The organism is Pseudoalteromonas sp. RW-H-Ap-1, assembly GCF_048318575.1.
GTDB lineage: Bacteria > Pseudomonadota > Gammaproteobacteria > Enterobacterales > Alteromonadaceae > Pseudoalteromonas.
Genome location: NZ_CP166996.1, coordinates 1,621,801 through 1,641,577 on the forward strand (window position 1 = coordinate 1,621,801; position 19,777 = coordinate 1,641,577).

General features: G+C 39.0%; 16 protein-coding genes and 2 pseudogenes. 5 read left to right on the plus strand and 13 right to left on the minus strand.

The genetic code is table 11. The features are described from left to right. Nucleotides 1-21 precede the first annotated feature (21 nt). Genes AB8618_RS07615 through AB8618_RS07625 form a run of 3 tightly spaced genes read left to right on the plus strand, consistent with a single transcriptional unit; the run spans nucleotide 22 to nucleotide 3,745 of the window. A complete protein-coding gene (locus AB8618_RS07615; protein WP_409425451.1) occupies nucleotides 22-3,156 on the plus strand; it encodes an SUMF1/EgtB/PvdO family nonheme iron enzyme in 3,135 nt (1,044 codons plus the stop codon). Beyond that, entirely contained in the window at nucleotides 3,156-3,449 is a 294-nt protein-coding gene (locus tag AB8618_RS07620; protein ID WP_409425452.1) for a hypothetical protein, read from the plus strand. Before AB8618_RS07615 ends, AB8618_RS07620 begins: the two co-directional genes overlap by 1 nt. Then, nucleotides 3,446-3,745: a hypothetical protein gene (locus AB8618_RS07625; protein WP_409425453.1), complete on the plus strand. Its 300-nt coding sequence runs from the start codon at nucleotides 3,446-3,448 to the stop codon at nucleotides 3,743-3,745. Before AB8618_RS07620 ends, AB8618_RS07625 begins: the two co-directional genes overlap by 4 nt. A 320-nt stretch (nucleotides 3,746-4,065) precedes the next feature. On the opposite strand, the pseudogene AB8618_RS07630 reads toward AB8618_RS07625, so the two are convergent. The 7 genes and pseudogenes from AB8618_RS07630 to AB8618_RS07660 form a co-directional block, all read right to left on the minus strand. Beyond that, nucleotides 4,066-4,317 (minus strand): annotated as a pseudogene (locus tag AB8618_RS07630) (DUF1090 domain-containing protein); the annotation flags it as partial. 12 nt (nucleotides 4,318-4,329) lie between these two features. After that, nucleotides 4,330-4,467, minus strand: coding sequence for a hypothetical protein (locus AB8618_RS07635; RefSeq protein WP_409425454.1), 138 nt, complete (start codon nucleotides 4,465-4,467; stop codon nucleotides 4,330-4,332). A gap of 49 nt (nucleotides 4,468-4,516) precedes the next feature. Then, nucleotides 4,517-5,485, minus strand: a complete 969-nt coding sequence (locus AB8618_RS07640; RefSeq protein ID WP_409425455.1) for an ATP-dependent 6-phosphofructokinase — start codon at nucleotides 5,483-5,485, stop codon at nucleotides 4,517-4,519. A 181-nt stretch (nucleotides 5,486-5,666) separates the two neighbouring features. Continuing rightward, nucleotides 5,667-6,238: pseudogene (locus AB8618_RS07645) on the minus strand (tRNA-(ms[2]io[6]A)-hydroxylase). Nucleotides 6,239-6,306: 68 nt separating this feature from the next. Further along, nucleotides 6,307-6,945, minus strand: coding sequence for a sulfotransferase family protein (locus AB8618_RS07650; RefSeq protein ID WP_413402039.1), 639 nt, complete (start codon nucleotides 6,943-6,945; stop codon nucleotides 6,307-6,309). Then, nucleotides 6,942-7,796 (minus strand): hypothetical protein, encoded by an 855-nt coding sequence (locus AB8618_RS07655; protein ID WP_409425458.1) that lies wholly within the window; start codon nucleotides 7,794-7,796, stop codon nucleotides 6,942-6,944. The genes AB8618_RS07650 and AB8618_RS07655 overlap by 4 nt, the downstream gene beginning before the upstream one ends. Before the next feature lie 53 nt (nucleotides 7,797-7,849). Further along, nucleotides 7,850-8,218 (minus strand): MAPEG family protein, encoded by a 369-nt coding sequence (locus AB8618_RS07660; RefSeq protein WP_409425459.1) that lies wholly within the window; start codon nucleotides 8,216-8,218, stop codon nucleotides 7,850-7,852. A gap of 121 nt (nucleotides 8,219-8,339) precedes the next feature. On the opposite strand from AB8618_RS07660, the gene AB8618_RS07665 reads away from it, so the two are divergent. Continuing rightward, nucleotides 8,340-9,701 carry a DUF2254 domain-containing protein gene (locus AB8618_RS07665; protein WP_413402041.1) on the plus strand — a complete coding sequence of 454 codons (1,362 nt, stop codon included), beginning with the start codon at nucleotides 8,340-8,342 and terminating at the stop codon, nucleotides 9,699-9,701. Here the strand turns inward: AB8618_RS07665 and AB8618_RS07670 are convergent. The 3 genes from AB8618_RS07670 to ggt form a co-directional block, all read right to left on the minus strand. Beyond that, nucleotides 9,698-10,408: an SIMPL domain-containing protein gene (locus tag AB8618_RS07670; RefSeq protein ID WP_409425461.1), complete on the minus strand. Its 711-nt coding sequence runs from the start codon at nucleotides 10,406-10,408 to the stop codon at nucleotides 9,698-9,700. The two genes, AB8618_RS07665 and AB8618_RS07670, sit on opposite strands and share 4 nt — an antisense overlap. Nucleotides 10,409-10,515: 107 nt before the next feature. Further along, the gene (locus AB8618_RS07675; RefSeq protein ID WP_010389997.1) at nucleotides 10,516-12,210 is read right to left on the minus strand and encodes an NAD-dependent malic enzyme; all 1,695 of its coding nucleotides are present in this window, start codon (nucleotides 12,208-12,210) and stop codon (nucleotides 10,516-10,518) included. 353 nt (nucleotides 12,211-12,563) lie between these two features. Then, a complete protein-coding gene (gene ggt, locus AB8618_RS07680; protein ID WP_413402044.1) occupies nucleotides 12,564-14,342 on the minus strand; it encodes a gamma-glutamyltransferase in 1,779 nt (592 codons plus the stop codon). A 95-nt stretch (nucleotides 14,343-14,437) separates the two neighbouring features. Here ggt and rrtA point away from each other — a divergent pair, with 95 nt between their 5' ends. Continuing rightward, nucleotides 14,438-15,025, plus strand: a complete 588-nt coding sequence (gene rrtA, locus AB8618_RS07685) for a rhombosortase (protein WP_409425464.1) — start codon at nucleotides 14,438-14,440, stop codon at nucleotides 15,023-15,025. 42 nt (nucleotides 15,026-15,067) lie between these two features. Here the strand turns inward: rrtA and AB8618_RS07690 are convergent, their stop codons facing one another. The 3 genes from AB8618_RS07690 to AB8618_RS07700 form a co-directional block, all read right to left on the minus strand. Then, nucleotides 15,068-17,569, minus strand: a complete 2,502-nt coding sequence (locus tag AB8618_RS07690) for a prolyl oligopeptidase family serine peptidase (RefSeq protein WP_413402046.1) — start codon at nucleotides 17,567-17,569, stop codon at nucleotides 15,068-15,070. A gap of 105 nt (nucleotides 17,570-17,674) precedes the next feature. Continuing rightward, nucleotides 17,675-18,844 (minus strand): endonuclease/exonuclease/phosphatase family protein, encoded by a 1,170-nt coding sequence (locus AB8618_RS07695; RefSeq protein ID WP_413402048.1) that lies wholly within the window; start codon nucleotides 18,842-18,844, stop codon nucleotides 17,675-17,677. Then, complete coding sequence (locus tag AB8618_RS07700) at nucleotides 18,844-19,773, minus strand: YeiH family protein (RefSeq protein ID WP_409425467.1); 930 nt, start codon at nucleotides 19,771-19,773, stop codon at nucleotides 18,844-18,846. Before AB8618_RS07700 ends, AB8618_RS07695 begins: the two co-directional genes overlap by 1 nt. Nucleotides 19,774-19,777: the final 4 nt, after the last annotated feature.

Sequence of the window (19,777 nt, forward strand, 5' to 3'; positions counted from 1 at the left end):
TCTACTAATTGGAGATTAACCATGGCAACCTATACCGCCAGTGAAGTAAGCATAAACAACGGTTCGCGTGACGTTGTTATTAACAGTGGTGAGTTACCACAAAATATAAGCGTGGGTGATTTTTTGTGTATTGGCCAATTTGCGCCGATGGAAATTAACCGCGTTTATTTTAACGACAATAATACGCCTTTTATTGAGCTTGTAGAACTTTGGAAAAATGAGAACCAAGCGAGCCAACCCGCGATTGTTATACCTACCACCGTTGAATTTAGAGAAACAGCCCAAGCGCTTAAAGCGGCCAATACGTTAGTGAACGACAACACCCAAGCCATGCAAAACTGGCAAACAAAACTCGGTGAAGTTGAGTTTAAGAATATTGACGGCACTAAAACGCTCGTTAAAACACTTAAGCAAATGGAGCTGGATTATCAATCAACCGTTGATGGTACCAGCGCTAACGTACAAGCCATGCTTGATTGGCAAACACAGCTTGGTGAAGTCACGTTCACTAATTTAGATGGTACCACCACCACAGTTAAAACTGTTAAGCAGTTAGAGCTTGAGGCCAATAACGCTTTAGTGGGTGCGGTAGAATCAAATAATGAAGCCATTGCCAATGCGTTAAATACCACGATGGCGGCTAAAGCTGAGCTTGATTCGGCTATTGAAGTGGCCACCTCCACCATGGTCACCTCAAGCACGTTAAATCAAAACATGGTGCAAGCTCAAGCCCAAATTGACACCGCTTTAGAGCAAACTAATACGGCCACGGCGAGTTTAAACAGCACAATTGATAATGCGATTGATAACACCCAAGCTATGCACGATTGGCAAACACAGCTTGGTGAAGTTGATTTTTTAAACGCCGACGGTACCACCACCACCCTTAAAACAATTAAGCAAATGGAATTAGAATCATCCCAAGCGCTTGCCACCTCAATTGATGAAGCGATGGTGGCGATTACTGAACGTGACCGTGAAGCCTATACCAAAACAATTGAAGCAGCCAGTGCGGGCAGAAACTCGGTTTTTTGGGATAACCAAGGCAACCCAAACGTGATGGTGTGGATCAACAAGTTTAATTGTGAAGATATTAACCAAGCCATTTTAGATAAATGGGGTATTGATTGTCAGTTAGGAACTGGTACCCACCCCGCGTTTATTAAGCAAGGCCAAGAAATGCGCGGGTTTTGGTATGGTAAATATCAAGCCAGTGAAAGTTTAGCCGGTGGCTGCAGTGTCATTGAGGGCGCAACCCCGTTAGTTAATATTAACTTTGATGATGCTAAGGCGCTGTGCCAAAGCAAAGGCGAAAACTGGCACATGGCCAGCAATTCAGAGTGGGCAGCGGTTGCGTATTTATCACTGGCTCACGGCCAAACATTACGAGGCAACACAGACAGAGGCCGCGCCCACGATGCTAAAAATGAAAGTGGCCGCCGCGTAGACAACCTTGCACCTGGTGATTCAAGTAGCGCGGGTTTTACAGGTACAGGCACAGGCCCCAACACATGGAGCCACGACGGTACCGCCTTTGGTGTATTCGACTTAGTGGGAAATGTGTGGGAGTGGGTCGACCAGCTTAAAATGCAAGACGGCCAGATTATTTGCCCTGATGAAAACAATGATGAAATCTCAGAATACGCATGGCAGCGCCACGACGTTTATTACGATGTGGATAACCCAACAGACCGAAATATAACCTTAAACAATGAACTGCTTAATATACTTGGTGAAGTTGGCCAAAACCACAACTTAGGCTATTCGTCCATTAACCCGTTCAATGCCGTTTTAAAATCCCAAAGCTATACAGGTAATGAATTAATGCGTCAGCTAGCGTTGGAGTGCCCAACAGATTTACTTGCTTTAACGGGTAAGTTATTTACTCGCAACTTTGGTGAGCGCTTGCCCTTTCGAGGGGGCGCGTTCTTTATGGGTGACGCTGCAGGGTTAGCGGCTATGAACCTGCACTATAACCGTACCTCTGAGTTAAGTTCGGTCGGGTTTCGCCCTGCCCTATTTGAAAATGAAAGTGATTATGAATTACTGCAAAAGCCGCGTTATCTTCCTAGAACTGATGGTGAGACTCAGTATTATAACTTAAGTAGACCTTTAGAAATCCCCGCAAATACTGACTTTAAAGTAAGTTTCTATGTTCAGGGCTTTAATGATGCTTATGAAGGGTTGTTTGAGAACTCGACTGGCACCTCTACTTGGCTTAGGTTTTTGCCTAGTTCTCAGAGTAATAACTTACAAGGCTATGACGAGGAAAGCTATTTTGGATTTATACAACAGCAAATAGTTTTTCTTAGGGATGGTGAGGTAAGAAAAGTAACCCTTATAAGAGAGCAAGGGAAATTATACGCCCAAATAAATGAGGGTGAAAAAATCTATTCTAGGTCCGCGACGGCAGCATGGACTTTTGACCGCTTATGTAAGTTTAGTAATACATACTTTGGTGGTTTGTTTTATGATTTTGAAGTAGAGATAGCTGGCGAAGTTGTACTACAACTGCCACTCACAAATAAAAAACAAGGTGCGGTGCAATTGCCTACAGTCGGAGAGATAACCGCGACAATAGCGAACTATACGCCGTTAGTGTGGGAACGTGAGGGGACAGAGGCTATTCATTATGCCGTGCCAGATGGTGAGACTCAGGCGTGGGTTTTTAGTGAACCTTTGGATATGAGAGCGGGGGATATACTCGAATTTGATTTTATAGGTCAGGAAATAGGTAAACCATACGCTCGATTTTTTAATACTTTGGGCGGTGCAGCCTATTTATCATCAGGGTTTGATGGTCAAACATTTGATACATCAAATTTGGACTATAACTTAACAAGGATAAACGACCAGGCAATAACTAAAAACGTAACAAAAATACCTACAAGTGGGGTAAATAAGCTAAAAATCGGGCTGTATATTAATAGCCAAATTTGTGGCTTAGGTGGGGGAATATCTAGCCAAGGCGCGGTAAGCGCTCCGCTAGGCATTGCAATATATAACGTAAGACATAGGAGAAGTAGTGAGATACTACTAGAAATACCACTCACCAACCGCAGCCAAGGCGCTACACAAAAGCCCACGGTTGGCACTATAACGGCCACCATGGCAAATTTCACACCACTCATTTGGAAAAAACAAGAGGAATTATAATGTTACAACAACAAGTTTATATTTATGTTACCGCCGCGTTTTGGGAGGCGTACGAAAAACATCGCTTTCCTTATGCGCCACTCATTAATGGCCACCGCCTGTTAGTGACCACGCCACCCGAGTTGCCCGTAATAAAAAGCGAGCATGGTGGTGAAACGTTTGAACAGGGTAAAACCAGCGCTGAAATTATTGAAGCGCTAACAGCAGGCTTAACTAACCCCGTTGTTTGCTCAATCAGTGAAGTAAGCGAAGTTAACCAACATTTCACCCCGCCGGATGAGGTGCCCGAATGAACAAAATAGCAATAACATCTGCAATAATATTAGTTTTTTTAATTTTAGTTGTATTCTTTTTAGGTGGTTTCGAAGCCAAACAAGCCGACGAAGTTAAACCGTTTAAAACAGCAACGGGAAACTTTGTTATAGAGCAAGACGTTAACTTACCTACAATGGGGCGGCATCAAACCGTTGGCGGCGTGTGCTTTATAAAGTTGCAGCGTTACCCTGTTTGCATGCAGCATGAAATGCGCCATTGTATTGAGGGCGATTGGCATAAGGGGGTTAAGTCTGATCAAGATTGTTACGAGTAATGCCCGCCTGCCCAAAATGAACTTTCAAAGTTTAAATTTAAAAAGGGTTTAAACATCGTTTAAACCTTTATTTTCAAAGCTACATTAAACACTCTTTAAACAGCTTTGAAATCGCAGCACATTGAACTTAAAACAAAGTAAAAGAGCTTCTATTTAACATAATCATAAATTCTAAAATCTAGCGTCTTTTTTTCTAAATTCCTGCGGCGGCTTACAATTACGTCACTTATAAACACGGTATTTTATCCCTTTTATCGCATAATATTTATATTCAATAAAATGCTCTACTTTGTTAAATATAAAAACTCTGTAATTACATTTTAATCAACCAAACTATTTAGCTCATCAATTAATTGCTTAAGTTGTTTAGTTTCGTCGTTTAGCTTTTGCTGATACTTTTCAACTTTGTCATGCTTACCTTGGCGCTTAGCTTTTTTAAGATCGATTTTATATTCTTCAATTTCTGAATTTGTATCATCTATTTTTTGTTGAAACTCTGTAATTAATCCTTCGTCGCTACAATGTGCATTTATACTCTTTAGTGCTTTTTCAAAGCCAGCGACCTTATGATCATTACCTTGTTGTTATGCAGTTAATAATTCTTGGTTCACCTCACAGGCTTTCTTTTCACAGCCGTTTAATCCAATACAATTATTTTGAGCTAACACGCTTGCTGAACTTACCAAAAACAGGCTTATTGCTATCCCTTTTAAATATTTCATTTATAGTTCCTCATTTTAGTTATTATGCTTATTTAAACTTAATTACTGACTATCTACAAAATACAGATAACAGCCCTTGTAGCTCGTCACTAATTACATGTTGTTTTACAACATTTTGCATAGGTGTATTAGCGACTGCGTTATTTAAAATACCCACCATTTTTGCGCTTTTTCCTGCACATAATGCTTTTACACTTTGTACACCCAGTCTAATGGCCAACATCCGATCTGCCGCCGACGGGTTTCCGCCGCGCTGTAAGTGCCCTAGCTTAGTTACACGTAAATCAATACTCGAATTTACGGCAGTTATTTTTTCACATACATGTTCAACACCAATTTCATCGCCCTCAGACACCACCACGATAAATGCATGTTCGCTATGATAATCGCTAATCTTTAGCAATAAAGCATCGATATCTTTGTCATTTTCAGGGATCAATACTGAGTCGGCACCAGAGGTTAAACCTGCATAAGTACCAATATATCCGGAATCACGTCCCATAACTTCAATAACAAACACCCTATTATGTGATTCTGCAGTATCTCTAATATTATCAATACATTGCATTGATGTGTTTACTGCTGTATCAAATCCTAAGGTGTAATCTGTGCCTGCAATGTCGTTATCTATGGTGCCGGGAATGCCAATATAAGGGATATTGGTTATCTGTGATAACCATAAGCAGCCTCTAAAAGAACCATCGCCACCTATCACAATTAATGCATCAATATTATTATGTTCAATTGTAGCTAAAGCTTGCTGTCTGCCGGTATGAGTTCTAAACCTTTCACTACGTGCGGTTTTTAAAACGGTACCGCCCAAGTGCATACTTTGTTGCAGGTTTTTGCAATCAAGTGTCACTAAATCATTATCAATTAAACCCTCATATCCTTTTCGAACTCCTGACACTTTTATGCCTTGTTGTTGAGCGGTTTTTACGATGGCAAATAAAGCGGTGTTCATTCCCGGAGCATCACCTCCAGAGGTAAGCACGGCAATATGATGAATTGGTTGCATCAGTTCACGTCCTTAAAGCAAGTTATACATTAAAATGATAATAGCTGTTTATTGTTGGGCAGTGTTAACTAAGTGCAGTTAAGTTGATCTAGTTATGCGTTATTAAAAAAAATTTCATAACAATAGAGGGAAGTATTTATATTGGCATGCTAACTTGCTATCAACATGCCATGGTTAGGTATTAATGTAGAGCAGCAGTAAACGGTATATTTTTACAAATTTCTGCTTCTATTGTTAATAACTCTTCTAAACGATCATCAACTTCTTGTTTATCAAAGTATTCGTAAGCGAGCTCTACAAATAAGTTTTTATGTTTTTCTTCAGACTTAGCTATGGCGACATAAAAATCTTTTTCTTTTCCTTCAGGTAATGCTTCGGCTACTAAAGAAAATCGCTCGTGTCCCCTAGCCTCAATTACACCGCCAACAAGTAGCCTGTCCATTAAAAAACCATCGCGACCATGTCTAAAGTGAGCGCGTATTTGTTTAATGTAAGGGTCTTTTTTATCGTCACCTAAATTAGTATCGCGTTCAATGAGTAATTTCAGCACTTGCTTGAAATGAATTAACTCTTCTAGTGCTAAGTCAGTCATGGCTTTAACTAACTTACGCTTATCTGGATAATGTGAAAGCATAGACATGGCCATGCCCGATGCTTTTTTTCAGCAGCGGCGTGGTCTTGTAAAAAAGTTTCAAAGTCAGCTAAAACAACTTCGGTCCATTCAAATGGGGTGTGGTATTTTAATTCAAACATATGGATACAACTTATAAAATAATGCGTGGATTTTAGCGTATTTAAAAATAAAAATCTTTGCTCATGGTTTAAATTTGGCTCTCATAGGGTAAAAATTTATCTATCCGCCCTTTCGCTGTCGACTCAATTTTTAATGGGTGCTTTATATCATTCCACGCGGTGACTTTACCGCCTATATTCATCTTTTTAAATCCTCGTATTTCAGAGCTTATATTTAAAAAATCACAGAGCTGACTAAAACTGTCCGGATTGGCTATATCAATAGATAAAAAGTCATCTTCTCGATTACTGAAATAAGCCTTAGCATTATTAATATGCTTTTTATAACAATCAGTTAAATACTGATCGTTGTTTATATTATTAAGTGATAAGCCTTTAAAGGTATTCATATAACAGCGTTTTAAATGAATATTAAAGCCACCATCTGCACGGGTTAAATTAGTGTGCATTCGCTGTAAAAGCTGACGAATAGAAGGTAACCAAGCAGCAAGATCTCGCTTCAAATATATGAATTTTGCGCCTGGGTAGTATTTATCTAATGCTTGATAATCGTTAAATATGGGAGTGTCTGCAATTGCGAGCGCATTATCAAAGCAGGCAGTAGTGTATGCAGTATGGGCAGTAGGTATACCAAAATGTAAAAATGCATTGCATACACTAGTGGTACCGGTACGCGGCAAGCCAATAATAAATATTTTTTGTGTCATGGGGTATTAATTATCTTTTCTGAAAACCAAAGTGACGTATCATCAAGTGGTGTTAATAATGGTAAGTTATTGTTTTTTAGTCTAATAATAACCTTATTTTTGATATCTGCGTACTCTAATGCACTGAGATGATAGGCATTAAATAAACGGTCGAACTCACCGTTATTACGCATAATTGCAAGCCCTTTTTCAACAGCTTGCGCAATTTCTGGGTTGTCTTTACTAAAAAAGAAGTAAATGGCGGTTGGATATTGCAACATTAAATGTGGCACTACTGCTAATTTTCCACCTGTATCATCTTTAAACGTATTTAGCTCCATTTCAACCTCAAGCAACGAACGAGGAAATACATCACCCCTGCCTTTAATTAGCATTTTGAACAAAGAGCTATATTCAATTGATGTTGCTACAGTTAAACCGCTATCTAATAATATTTGTGTATCAGGCCAATCATGTCCTTGTATAAAATGTATTTGTTTGAAATCACTCAGGCTATTGATGCTCGTAAAATTATTAAGCTTATTTTGTGTGGTTACCAATAAGCGCCAACCATATAAACCTTTAAAAATAGGGACTCTAACAGGCAATAGCTCTTGCTCTCGCTGCTTTGAAGTCATAGTCCATGCAACATTGACTTCGTCGTTATGAATAATTTGTTTTAAAGAACGGCTTTGCGCCATAGAAATACTTGAAGCATTTAATGTGAAACTTTGACCACTGGATTGCAAAGCGGCTCTTAATAATACGAGTGGATATAAAATTTCATTTTCGCCACTGCGCATTGTTTTTGGGTAGACAACTTGTAAGGTATCATTTTTACTATTGTTTTCTACAGCCCATACAGCCGGCATAGCCAAGCTAAAAAAATAACAAGCTGAAAAAACAATAGCGAGTCGCATTGTTTTTATCGACTTAGTAATAATATAAAGGCACTAACAACGATGATAGCGAAAGTCATCACCATACTTAATGCGCGTGCTTTCAAATTGTTAGTGCTGATAGCAGAGCCATGAAGTGCCCGGCTAATAAATAGCAAACCACCGAGCGCATGCATATAATGACTCGCTAAACCCTGATACTCCAATAAGAACAGTAAAATTAGGCTAATGGGTACATACTCAATAAAATTCCCATGAGCTCGAGTTGCGCGCTCAAGTGACGGATGGCTTCCATTACCCAGTGAAATGCCTTCAGCCTTGCGTATTTTTACAACGTTAATACTCAGGTAAATATAATATAATGCCAGTAAAGCCGCATAACTTGATATAATCACAGTGTTTTTCCATTTAATTTTCAAACAATAATAACACATAATTTAAGCTGTAAAATCACTTACTTTAGTATCATATATGCTAGAGTGATTTATATGTTGGATTATAATAAATAAGGATTATATGTATTTACGAACAAAAATAACCAATAGCTATCGCGAAATAATTAACAGTATTGGATTTTATCCCTCTTTATTATCCGTTGCTTTTTTATTTTTTGCCGTACTGACAATGTCAGTCGAGTACTTAGCCCCTATTGAAAAACTTAAATCACTAATTTCATTTATATTAGTTGATAGCGCAGAAAACGCACGCACTATTCTAAGTACCCTCGCCGGCAGTATTATTTCGCTAACCGTATTTAGTTTTTCTATGGTAATGGTGGTATTGAATTCAGCCAGTGCTAGCTTATCCCCCCGAGTTGTTCCTGGGCTCATTACCCGTAAATCACACCAAATGGTATTAGGGTTTTATTTAGGTAGTATTATTTATTCAATAATAATGCTGATAAATATAAACAAACTCGATAATGGCAACACCGCGATTCCCTCTCTTGGCGTATTGTTTGCGCTTGTTTTTGGGTTAATATCTTTAGGGTTATTTGTATTTTTTATTCATTCAATTTCAAAAGCAATACAAGTAGATAACGTATTAAATGGCTTGTTTAGGCAAACAAAAAAAGAAATTCAAGACATTATCAATATGCAAGACGAAAACCCCGTTGATAACTTTCCCGAGTTTTCAAACTGGCATTCAATAAACAGTACAACTGAGGGTTACTACAAAGGGGTTCACACTAATAAATTATGTGCCCTACTAGCAGATGAAAATATTGAGCTGTTTATTACGGTTAAGCAAGGTTATTTTACAGTTAAAGGTTACCCGTTTTTAAAGTGTAATAAGGACATATCTGAGAACGAAGAGTTAATTGAGAAAATTTTAGACTGCTTTATTTTTTATATAGAAGAATACATTAGCGACCATTACCGCTATGGGTTAACGCAAATATCAGAAATTGCCGTAAAAGCTATGAGCCCTGGAATAAACGACCCGGGTACTGCAGTTAAATCTATTGATATGCTCAGTATATTATTAATAGAACGACTAAAGATTAATGCAATAAATTATTCATGCTATCAAACAGATGAGCCACCATTGTTGTACTTTCATGAAACAAGTTTTGATGAACTGCTTCATGATAACTTCACCCCTTTACGCAATTATGCAAAAGCCGATGCCTATGTAATGACTAACGTTATTGAAGCATTCAAAAATATTTTATTTATTGCTAATGAGAATGTAAATGCACGTAATAGCGTATTTAATTATTTAAATGCCATTGTTGATGATATTAATCAGTACATAGTTAACGAATACGATCGTCAAGAAATTAGCAATATGCTGTATGCCATTGTGCGTATTAGTGAATCACAAGGAAAGCAGTTGGTGGCACGATTCGAGCGCCACCCACCTATAAGAGATTAATCAATATAATAAATTGCATAACTTGATGCGCTTATTGTAATTTCACCAGCATGATATGCATCGGGTACATAGTTACTCGGTGCACCATCAGCCATCATTACTTTTTCACTGCGCATGTAAGGTACTGATGGCATATCAAGTGGACTTAAAGACGCACTATATAAGCCTTTCAATTCAACATCAAAATCATCACTTAACTCTTTTGCCGCTGTTTTAGCTTGTTTAATTGCTAACTTTTGTGCTTTTTTGTGCAGCTCATCATAGTTGCTGGCTAAAAACTGCGTCTGTCTAATTTCATTAATTCCGTTATTAACTAAACTTTGTAAAAGCTCAGGGTATTTATTAATCGCAGATAGTTTAATTGTAAGCGTTCTGGATACTTTAAATCCGGTAAACTCTTGCTTACCTGTTTCGCGGTTATATTGATTATCGCGATAGATTGAGATTTGACCAGCATTAATATCTGCATCAGCTACACCTAGTTTTTTTACTAAACTAATTGCACTGGCCATCGTAGTATCAGTTTGTTTTTTTGCAGCAATTAAGTTTTTATCTATTTCAGTAATACCCACTGTTAATAAAACATGATCGGGCATAGTCGTTACCGATGCTTCACCTTTTACATAGATATGTGGCTCTTCTGGGGCATTAGTTGCATAGGCTGACGTGCTTAGCAAAGCAGCCGTTAAAATCGAAAGTGTTTTCATAGGTCTATCCTTTTAAATTGATTGCCTTAGTTAACACCTTATGTGGTTAATTGCAGATGAACAAGCATAAAAAAACAGGCAAAAGCCTGTTTTTTAGTAATGAAGCATTAAATGCTGCAACGCTTGTAGTTACGATACTTCGGTAACCAGTAGTTTCTGTCGATGGCTGCCCACAGAGCATCATCTGAAATTTCAAGAGCAACGCCCTCTTCAATTGCTTTTTTAGCGACTGCAAATGCAATACGTTTACTTAGTGTTTCAATTTCTGTTAGCGCAGGTAATAAGCTACCTTTGCCCGTATTAGCTAATGGTGATGACTCTGCCAACATTTCACTCGACATTATTAGCATCGCATCGGTAATACGCGTTGCTTTAGCAGCAATTACACCTAAGCCAATACCTGGGAAAATGTAGCTGTTATTACATTGAGGAATTGGGTAAGTAACGCCGTTATAAACAACAGGCTCAAATGGGCTACCTGTAGCTACAATCGCTTTACCATCAGTCCATTTAATAACATCTTCTGGGTAAGCTTCTACTTGTTTAGATGGATTACTTAACGGGAAAATAATAGGTGCTTCACAGTTTGCGTGCATAGCGCGAATAACTTGCTCAGTGAATAAGCCCGGTTGACCTGATACACCAATTAAAATATCTGGTTCTGCACAGTGCATTACATCTAATAATGACGCGTATTCGCCGCTGTAAGTCCAATCGGCTAGGCAGCTCGTTGGTTGCGCTAACATTTGTTGGAAGTCGCGTAAGCCTTCCATGCCATCAGTTAATAAACCAAAACGGTCAACCATAAATACTTGGCTGCGAGCTTGTGCTTCACTGATTCCTTCGGCCACCATAGTGCTAACAATTTGTTCAGCAATACCACAGCCTGCAGATCCTGCGCCTACAAACACAACTTTTTGAGTCGATAGTTTAGCACCTTTAACACGGCACGCTGCTAATAATGAACCCACAGTAACCGATGCAGTGCCTTGAATGTCATCATTAAAGCTACAAATCTCATTACGGTAACGCTTTAATAATGGCATAGCATTTGGTTGTGCAAAATCTTCAAATTGCAGTAACACGCTTGGCCAACGACGCTTAACCGCTTTAATGAATAAATCTAAAAACTCATCGTATTCATCTTGCGCAATACGCTTATGGCGTGCACCCATGTACATTGGGTCGTTTAATAGTTTTTCGTTATTCGTGCCTACATCAAGCATAACCGGTAATGTATACGCTGGGCTAATACCACCACAGGCGGTATACAAAGAAAGCTTACCAATTGGAATACCCATACCGCCAATACCTTGGTCACCTAAACCTAAAATACGTTCGCCATCGGTAACCACGATAACTTTTACTTTGCCTTTTGTGGCATTACGTAAAATATCGTCGATTTGGAAACGATCTTCATAGGAAATAAACAGGCCACGTGCACTACGATAAATATCAGAAAATTTCTCACAGGCATCACCCACCGTTGGGGTGTAAATAATAGGCATCATTTCTTCAATATGATCACGCACTAAACGATAGTAAAGCGTTTCGTTATTGTCTTGAATAGCGCGTAAATAAATGTGCTTATTTAAATTGTCATTAAAACTTGAGTACTGTTGGTAACAACGCTCAACTTGCTCTTCTATTGTTTCGTAACGAGGAGGAAGTAAACCTGCAAGATTAAAGTTTTCACGTTCTTTTTGGCTAAAAGCACTTCCTTTATTCAATAATGGGGTTTCAATTAGGCCTGGGCCAGAATAAGGAATATAAAGATAATTTGGATCGGTATTTGTAGTCATATTTCCAAGCTTTACTGAATCTTAAATAATGATCTGCCATTATCATTGTTAAAGGCTAAATTGCAATGACATTTAAGCTTGTCAGACCATTGAAAATGTTCAAATACAAGCGCTACTTTAGTATAAAGCCTCTCATATTTGGTGAATATGTTAGCTGCCGATTGTGGATTTAAAAATTAAACGCACATTAAACAAACGATTTCTTTTTTAATGGTAACAACACTGACGGCTATTTTTAGATTTGCTAATTTTTTACGTTAGTTAACATGCTATTTTCAATCAAATAGTTATTAACTATTAATCTGTTATATTTAAAACAGCAGGCAGCAAACCTGCTGTTTATTATACATGTTTTAAAATTTAAATGAGGCTTTATTATTACTTAAATCAGATAACGCCATCCCTTCTCTGCGCGGATCGGCAGCACCATACAAACGGTTGTTTTTTACCTCTACCGCATGCAAGCCTGAGTTTAGGTCAATAACACGTACATCATGGCCTCGCTTTTTAAGCTCAGGTACAAGCGCTTCAAGTTCAGTACCTTTCTCAAGGCTAGTATAATCATTACGATTAGTAGTGCGCGGTAAATTAATGGCCTGTTGTGCATTTAAATCCCAATCTAAAACACCAATAACAACTTGCGCAACATAATCAATAATACGACTCCCACCAGGGGAACCCACCACTAAACGTAAGCTGCCATCTTGGTTAAAAACCATCACCGGTGACATTGAGCTACGCGGGCGTTTATGCGCTTCTACCCTATTAGCCATTAATTTGCCATTTTTACGTGGCGAAAGTGAAAAATCAGTCAGCTGATTATTTAAAATATAACCATTTACCATCACTGTTGAGCCAAACGCCATTTCAATAGAGCTGGTCATTGAAACAGCATTGCCTTTGCTATCAACAATCGATACATGCGATGTAGACGGCAATTCAAAAGAGTCATCATTTGCATAGCTTAAGTGATCAACTGGATTGCCTGGCAATGCTTTTTGATCTTTTTCAGTAATTAATTTTGCGCGGGTGGCAATATAGTCTTTATTTAATAACTCTTGAGTAGGTACTTGGGTAAAGTCAGGATCGCCTATGTATTTATTACGATCGGCAAACGCAATACGTGACGCTTGGCTAAAGTAATGAATTGCCTCGGCACTATTGGCTTTTATGCTAGCCATGTCTTTGTGTTCAAGCAAACCTAAAATTTGTAGTACTGAGATACCGCCACTACTTGGTGGCGCCATAGAGCACACATTATAAACTCGGTATTTTATACAAACGGGTGCACGCTCTTTACTGCTGTAATTAGCTAGATCTTGCTCAGATAATTTACCAGGCGCAATTTTTGACTGCTGTACTGCTTTTACCATAGCTTTAGCGTTATCGCCTTTGTAAAATGCATCTATTCCCTTAGAAGCAATGTCTTTATATAAATTAGCTAATGGCTGATTTTTTTTAATACTGCCGACTTCAATTACTTTGCCATTAGGGAAAAAATACTCATTAATCACCGGCATAGTCATTACGCCTGGGTTTAATTGTCTAACCAGTAAACCATGTAACCGAGGCGATACTTCAAACCCTTGCTCAGCAAGTTTAATCGCAGGTTTAAATAAGCTAGGCCAAGGTAAGGTACCGTATTGTTTATGGGCGCTGGCAAATGCATGTAAAATACCGGGTACGCCTACAGAGCGTCCACCTACAACCGCTTCAATCCATTTGACTGCATTGCCGTGTTTATTTAAAAACAGGTTTTCATCGGCATTACTCGGCGCGGTTTCACGGCCATCAAAGCTGGTGAGTTTATTATTCGCTTTATTGTAATACATCATAAAGGTACCACCGCCAATACCTGATGATTGCGGCTCGACTAATGTAAGTACTAATTGGGTGGCAATAGCGGCATCAACCGCACTGCCGCCTTGCGCTAAAATGGCTTTACCTGCTTGTGAAGCATACGGATTAGCGGCGGCTACCATGTACTTATCGCCAGCCACTAATTGTTTTTGTACAACGCCTGTAGCCGCTTCAGGTTCACGTGTTTCAATTGTGTTAGCGCTTTGTGCAAACAAAGGAAAAGATAGGGCACTTAGGGTCAGTGCGAATAAACAGTTGAGCTTAAAATTCATAATTACTTAATAAACTTAAATTGCATGGAAGATAATTGGCATCTTAAAGTTAAACAGGCACAATATGCAAAAATAAATATAAGAATGATCCCTAAATGCTTAATTTACCTCTACAGCCGCGCTATGTTTTCCCTCCCTTATGTTTAATTGTATTAAGTTCGCTCTTAGCATGGCTAGGTATGAACAACGAACTTGAATTTAATCGTCAACTGATTGAACAAGGCCAACTGTGGCGTTTATTTACCAGCCAATTTGTACATGCCAACTGGGCGCACTTAGGGTTGAATTGTGCCGGTATCGCGCTTATTTGGTTATTGCATGGTGAGTACACATCCCCAAGCAGATATAGTTTTAATATTGCCACATTAGCAGTTTGGTGTGGCTTAGGTGTTTTTTGGTTTTGTCCCGCAATTACAATTTACACAGGGCTTAGTGCCCTATTGCATGGCGTGATCATTTGGGGAGCCATAAAAGATGTCACTGTTGGACTTAAATCGGGTTATGTGTTGTTTGTTGGTGTGTGGATAAAGCTAATCGCTGAACAAATAAATGGCCCTAGTGCTGATATAGGCGCATTGATCAACTCAACTGTGGCTGTTGATGCACATTTAATTGGCGCGATTGGCGGCGCATTGTTGGGCGTTCCTTTAATTATTCAGTTCATCAGCAAAAATAAAGAATAAAAAAACGCCACTTTGTGGCGTTTTTTATTAATTTACCGCTATTTATAGTGTTTCTTTAAACAACTTATAAATACGACGGTATTCATCTAACCAGCTCGAAGGCTGCACAAAACCATGCGGCTCTACTGGGAAAATTGCTGTTTCAAAGTTTTCTTTCTCAAGTTCTATTAAACGCTGTACTAAACGCACTGAATCTTGAAAAAATACATTATCATCAACCATCGGCGCATTTATTAATAAATGCTTTTTAAGCCCTTCTGCATAGTAAATAGGTGAACTACGCTCATAAGCAATTGGGTCAACATCTGGGTGATTCAAAATGTTAGCGGTATAGCCCGTGTTATAATGTGCCCAATCAGTCACAGGGCGAAGCGCAGCACCTGATTGAAACAAATCTGGCGCGGTGAATAATGCCATAAAGGTCATAAATCCGCCGTATGAACCACCGTAAGTACCAACCGCTTGAGTATCAACATTGGCATTTTCAGCCATCCATTTTACGCCATCAGCTAAATCTTGTGTTTCAGGTGTTCCCATTTGGCGGTAAATAGCAGTACGCCAATCACGGCCATAACCTTTAGAAGCACGGTAATCCATATCCATCACTACGTAACCTTCATCGGCAAGTAATGAATGGAACATAAATTCGCGAAAGTAACCAGACCAACCCATGTGTGAATTTTGCAGATAACCGGCACCGTGGTTAAAAATAACCGCTTTACGGTTTTTACCTGTTTCACCTTCTTGGTAATCAGCTGGGTAATAAACTTTGGCGTATATTGGCTGATCTGTATGGCTTGAAGGCACAGCAACAATTTTAGGCGCCGTGAGTTTTTTAGCTAAGAACGCGTCAGATACCGTGCTAGTTAAACGAGTTGCGCTTGTATTTGCTTTCGCGTCAGCCACATAAAGCTCAGTTGGCATAGTAATTTTAGAGTGTCTTAATAATAACTTAGACTGATCAGGGCTTAAGGTGTAATCCGTCATGCCGTTTAAGTCTGTTACTTGCTCACTAACACCTGTTTGTGGGTTTACACGGTAAATTTCATAAAGACCAGGATGCTCAACATTCGCTTTATAATAAATAGCGCTATTGTCATCAGTAAGGGTTAAATTAGATACTTCAAATTTACCCATGGTAAGCGCAGTCGCTTTACCATCGAGTGGTTTTTTATAAAGCTGACTATAGCCCGACTCTTCTGATAAATAATACAAGGTATTGGAATTATTTAACCAACCAAAGTCGTTAAACGCATAAGCAATCCATGCGTCGTCATGTAATCGATGTTGAGACACAAGTTTGTTATTTTCAAAATCTACAGTGGCTAACCAACGATCTTTGTTATCCCATGCTTCAAGCATAATCGCTACTTGGCTGCCATCATCGTTCCAGCTGATCGGTGATTGATTCCAACCCCAATCTGAAATAACGTTTATACCACGAGGTTGTTTTTTAGATTGATAGGTTTTACCTTCACGGGCGAAGTTTTCTTTTTTAACCTCAGCAAGTACATCTTCATCAAAACCAGGTAAGGTATTAAAGCCTAATGTGGTTTGGCTTTGATCTACAAGGTTAATATAAACAAGCTCTGAGGTTTGCTCTTTAGAATCAGCTACGCGACGGCGAACTTTTTTAGGCTCTATCGTCGCATCATCAGTGATGTAATTAGGCATAATATCGCCTTCACCACGCCATGAGCTTTTTTCTTGTACTACTACAATTAATGCATCGCCATTTGGAGAAAGCTCTGCTTCATCAACCGTGTTGCCATCGCCTAAATAATAATGGGTGTTAGCAATTGAGCTGTTACTCGCTTTTACTTGCTCTTTACGCGCATGCTTATCTTGTTTATTTTTGTGCTGTAGTGCAATGTAATCAATCAGCTTATGTTGCTCTTTGGCGATATAAGTTGATGGTTCTTTTACGCCTTGTGGTTTGTCAGCGAGTTTTAAATTGGCAATTTCACGGGTTAAACCTGTGGTTAAATCTACTTTAAAGAAAATATTACCCTGACGATACGCTAAGTTACCATCGTTTAAAAATTGTGGTTTTGACTCTGTCGCAGAGCTTTGCGTAATTTGTTTAATTGCGCCTGACTTTACGTTTTTAATAAATACGTTACCCTCAAACACATAAGCTTGAAGCGATTTATCGTTAGAAAAAACAGCTTTACTTGAACCAACACGGTGTAATTTTTCTAGTGCCACTTGCTCTGCTGTTTGTGAGTTTACAGCTTGAGTGAATAAATCTCTTAGCTCACTACCTTGCTGCTTACGCGCGTAAATAATGGTACTTGAATCTGCACTCCAAAAAGCGCTTTGTGGCTGGCGTCCAATCCAATCAGGGTGCGCCATCGCTTGTTCAAGGGTAATTTTTGATTCGCCTAAATCTGCGGGTGTATTAACAACACTAGCAACAGTGGTATTTGCTTGAATAGATGAGTCAGTAGAAGTAGTAGCTGTTGTGGAACAACCCGCTAACATAACACTTGATGCAACAGCGATTGCAACAAGTGTTTTAGAAGATGATAATTTAAAAGTCATAGTGCTTCTTGACGGTTATTATAATTAACCATATTTAAGCAGAAGCACCTTTGTAATTGCAATTATTTAAGACAAACAACGCTGATATTGGGGTGAATAACCCGTTTAATCAACCGTTAAATCAAGCCATACCATGCGGTGGTCACTTGATGCATTTCTATCTTTAATTAAACGATATAATTCGCTTTGCTTTTTCGGCCAAAACACACCGCCATCTTTAATGGTTAATCCATAATTTGAAGGCAAAACGTAATCAACACGTGCTTGCCAGCTAGCGGTATAATTTTTAGCATAAGCTTGTGAGTATTGCTCTTTAGCGCCCTCACTCGTTGGAATAAAACCGGCGTTAATCAATGGGCTTTTAAGTATTTGATCTGTTGTATTAGTGCGCTTTTTATCACCCTCAGCAGTGGCATTTAAGTCACCTAAAATCACAAATCGGGATTGTGCTGCAAGGCCACCCTTTTTACCGTTATCATCATAGAGGTAGCTTTCGTTATTAACGTAATCAGCAATGAGCCTAATTTCATCATGGTTGCGAATGCCATTTCTGTCTTCATCGCCATCAAACACAGGCGGTGTTGGGTGCGACGCTAGCATATGAACTACTTTATCATTTACTTTTACGGGTATATCCCAAAACGATTTAGAACTTAAACGTAAAGCATTCCATTCTTCATCGTTATACCAATTGGTATTGGTTTTTGGGTCAACCGGCATTTGTACATTGGGTAAATCTTTGTGTTTAAAGGTTTGCAGGGTTCTGATATTGTCAAAATCAATCGGGTAGCGAGATAAAAACGCCATTGCATAATGGCCTTCAAAAAAACCAAAGCCCTGTGCATCACCCATTACACCGGTTTTTTTGCCGTTATTGTCTAAGTCAAACTCAGTTGCTAAGCCGGTATTCACGGGAGCAATATATACATATGGGTAATCAATTGCAGCTTGATTATTTTGCCCTACATTTAAATAATGGTTTTTAAAATACTCGATACCTTGCTCTTTTGGAATGTAGTCAAACTCATTGAGTAACACCACATCAGGGCGAACACGTTGGATTATTTCAGCAATATTTTTAATTTGCTGGTGGTTTGAACGAAGCGCGTTTACCAATGCATCACTTTTTACTTGTTCATTTTTAGCGGTGTAATTAGTGGCGTCCATACTAACATTGAAGGTTGCTACGCGTAGCGATTCAGCCTGTACAGGGCTGCTAGAAAAAACAGCAAATAACACACTGCTGATTGCTGTAATACTCAGATTACGTTTCATTATATGAATCCATCTATAATTAATAATAAAATAGTGCTGCTGACTATAACCCACAAAGTAATTGCCATCAAAAATGGCTTCAAACCTGCTTGCTTAAGAACCGATAACGACAAACCACTGCCAATTAAGAACAGTGTCATCACTAATAATTGCTTAGCTGCACTATTAATAAGTTCCCATGCGAATGAAAATGACGGCATATAAGTATTTATTAATGCGGCTAATAAGAAGCCCACAATAAATAAAGGAATACTTGCCTTTTCATCCGAGCGCATAAACACACCGGCAACAGCAGTATAAGGAATGATCCACATTGCACGGGTCAATTTTACCGTAGTGGCAATACTCAGTGCCACGGCACCATAAGTAGCCGATGCCCCTACTACGCTGCTAGTATCGTGAATGGCTAATGCGGCCCACAAACCAAATTGCTGTTGGGTTAACTCAAAATAGTGCCCAATTGCAGGAAATAATAATAATCCCACGCCATTAAGTAAAAATACAATCCCTAAGGCAACAGCGACTTCGTGATCTTTAGCTTTTATAACCGGTGCCATAGCGGCAATGGCGCTGCCACCGCAAATAGCGGTACCAAATGAAATTAGCACGCCTGTATTACGATTAAGCTTAAAAACCTGGGTTAAAATCTCTCCAAGCCCGATTATGGCAGTAATACTAACAATTGTTAATACTAAAGAGCTGCGTCCCACCTCAATTACTTCATTAAAATCAACAGCAAAGCCTAAGCCCACAACGGCAAGCTTGAGCATCACTTTACTGGCCTGTTGAGAAAGCTCACTAAACGGGTTGCCTAAGGTAATGGCAAATATGGCGCCTAATACCAATGCACTTCCTGCGCCTATAAACGGAGTCATACACAGTGCCAGTAGTAATATGAATGTTGGCTTATGCAGTTTAGTGATAATCATCACT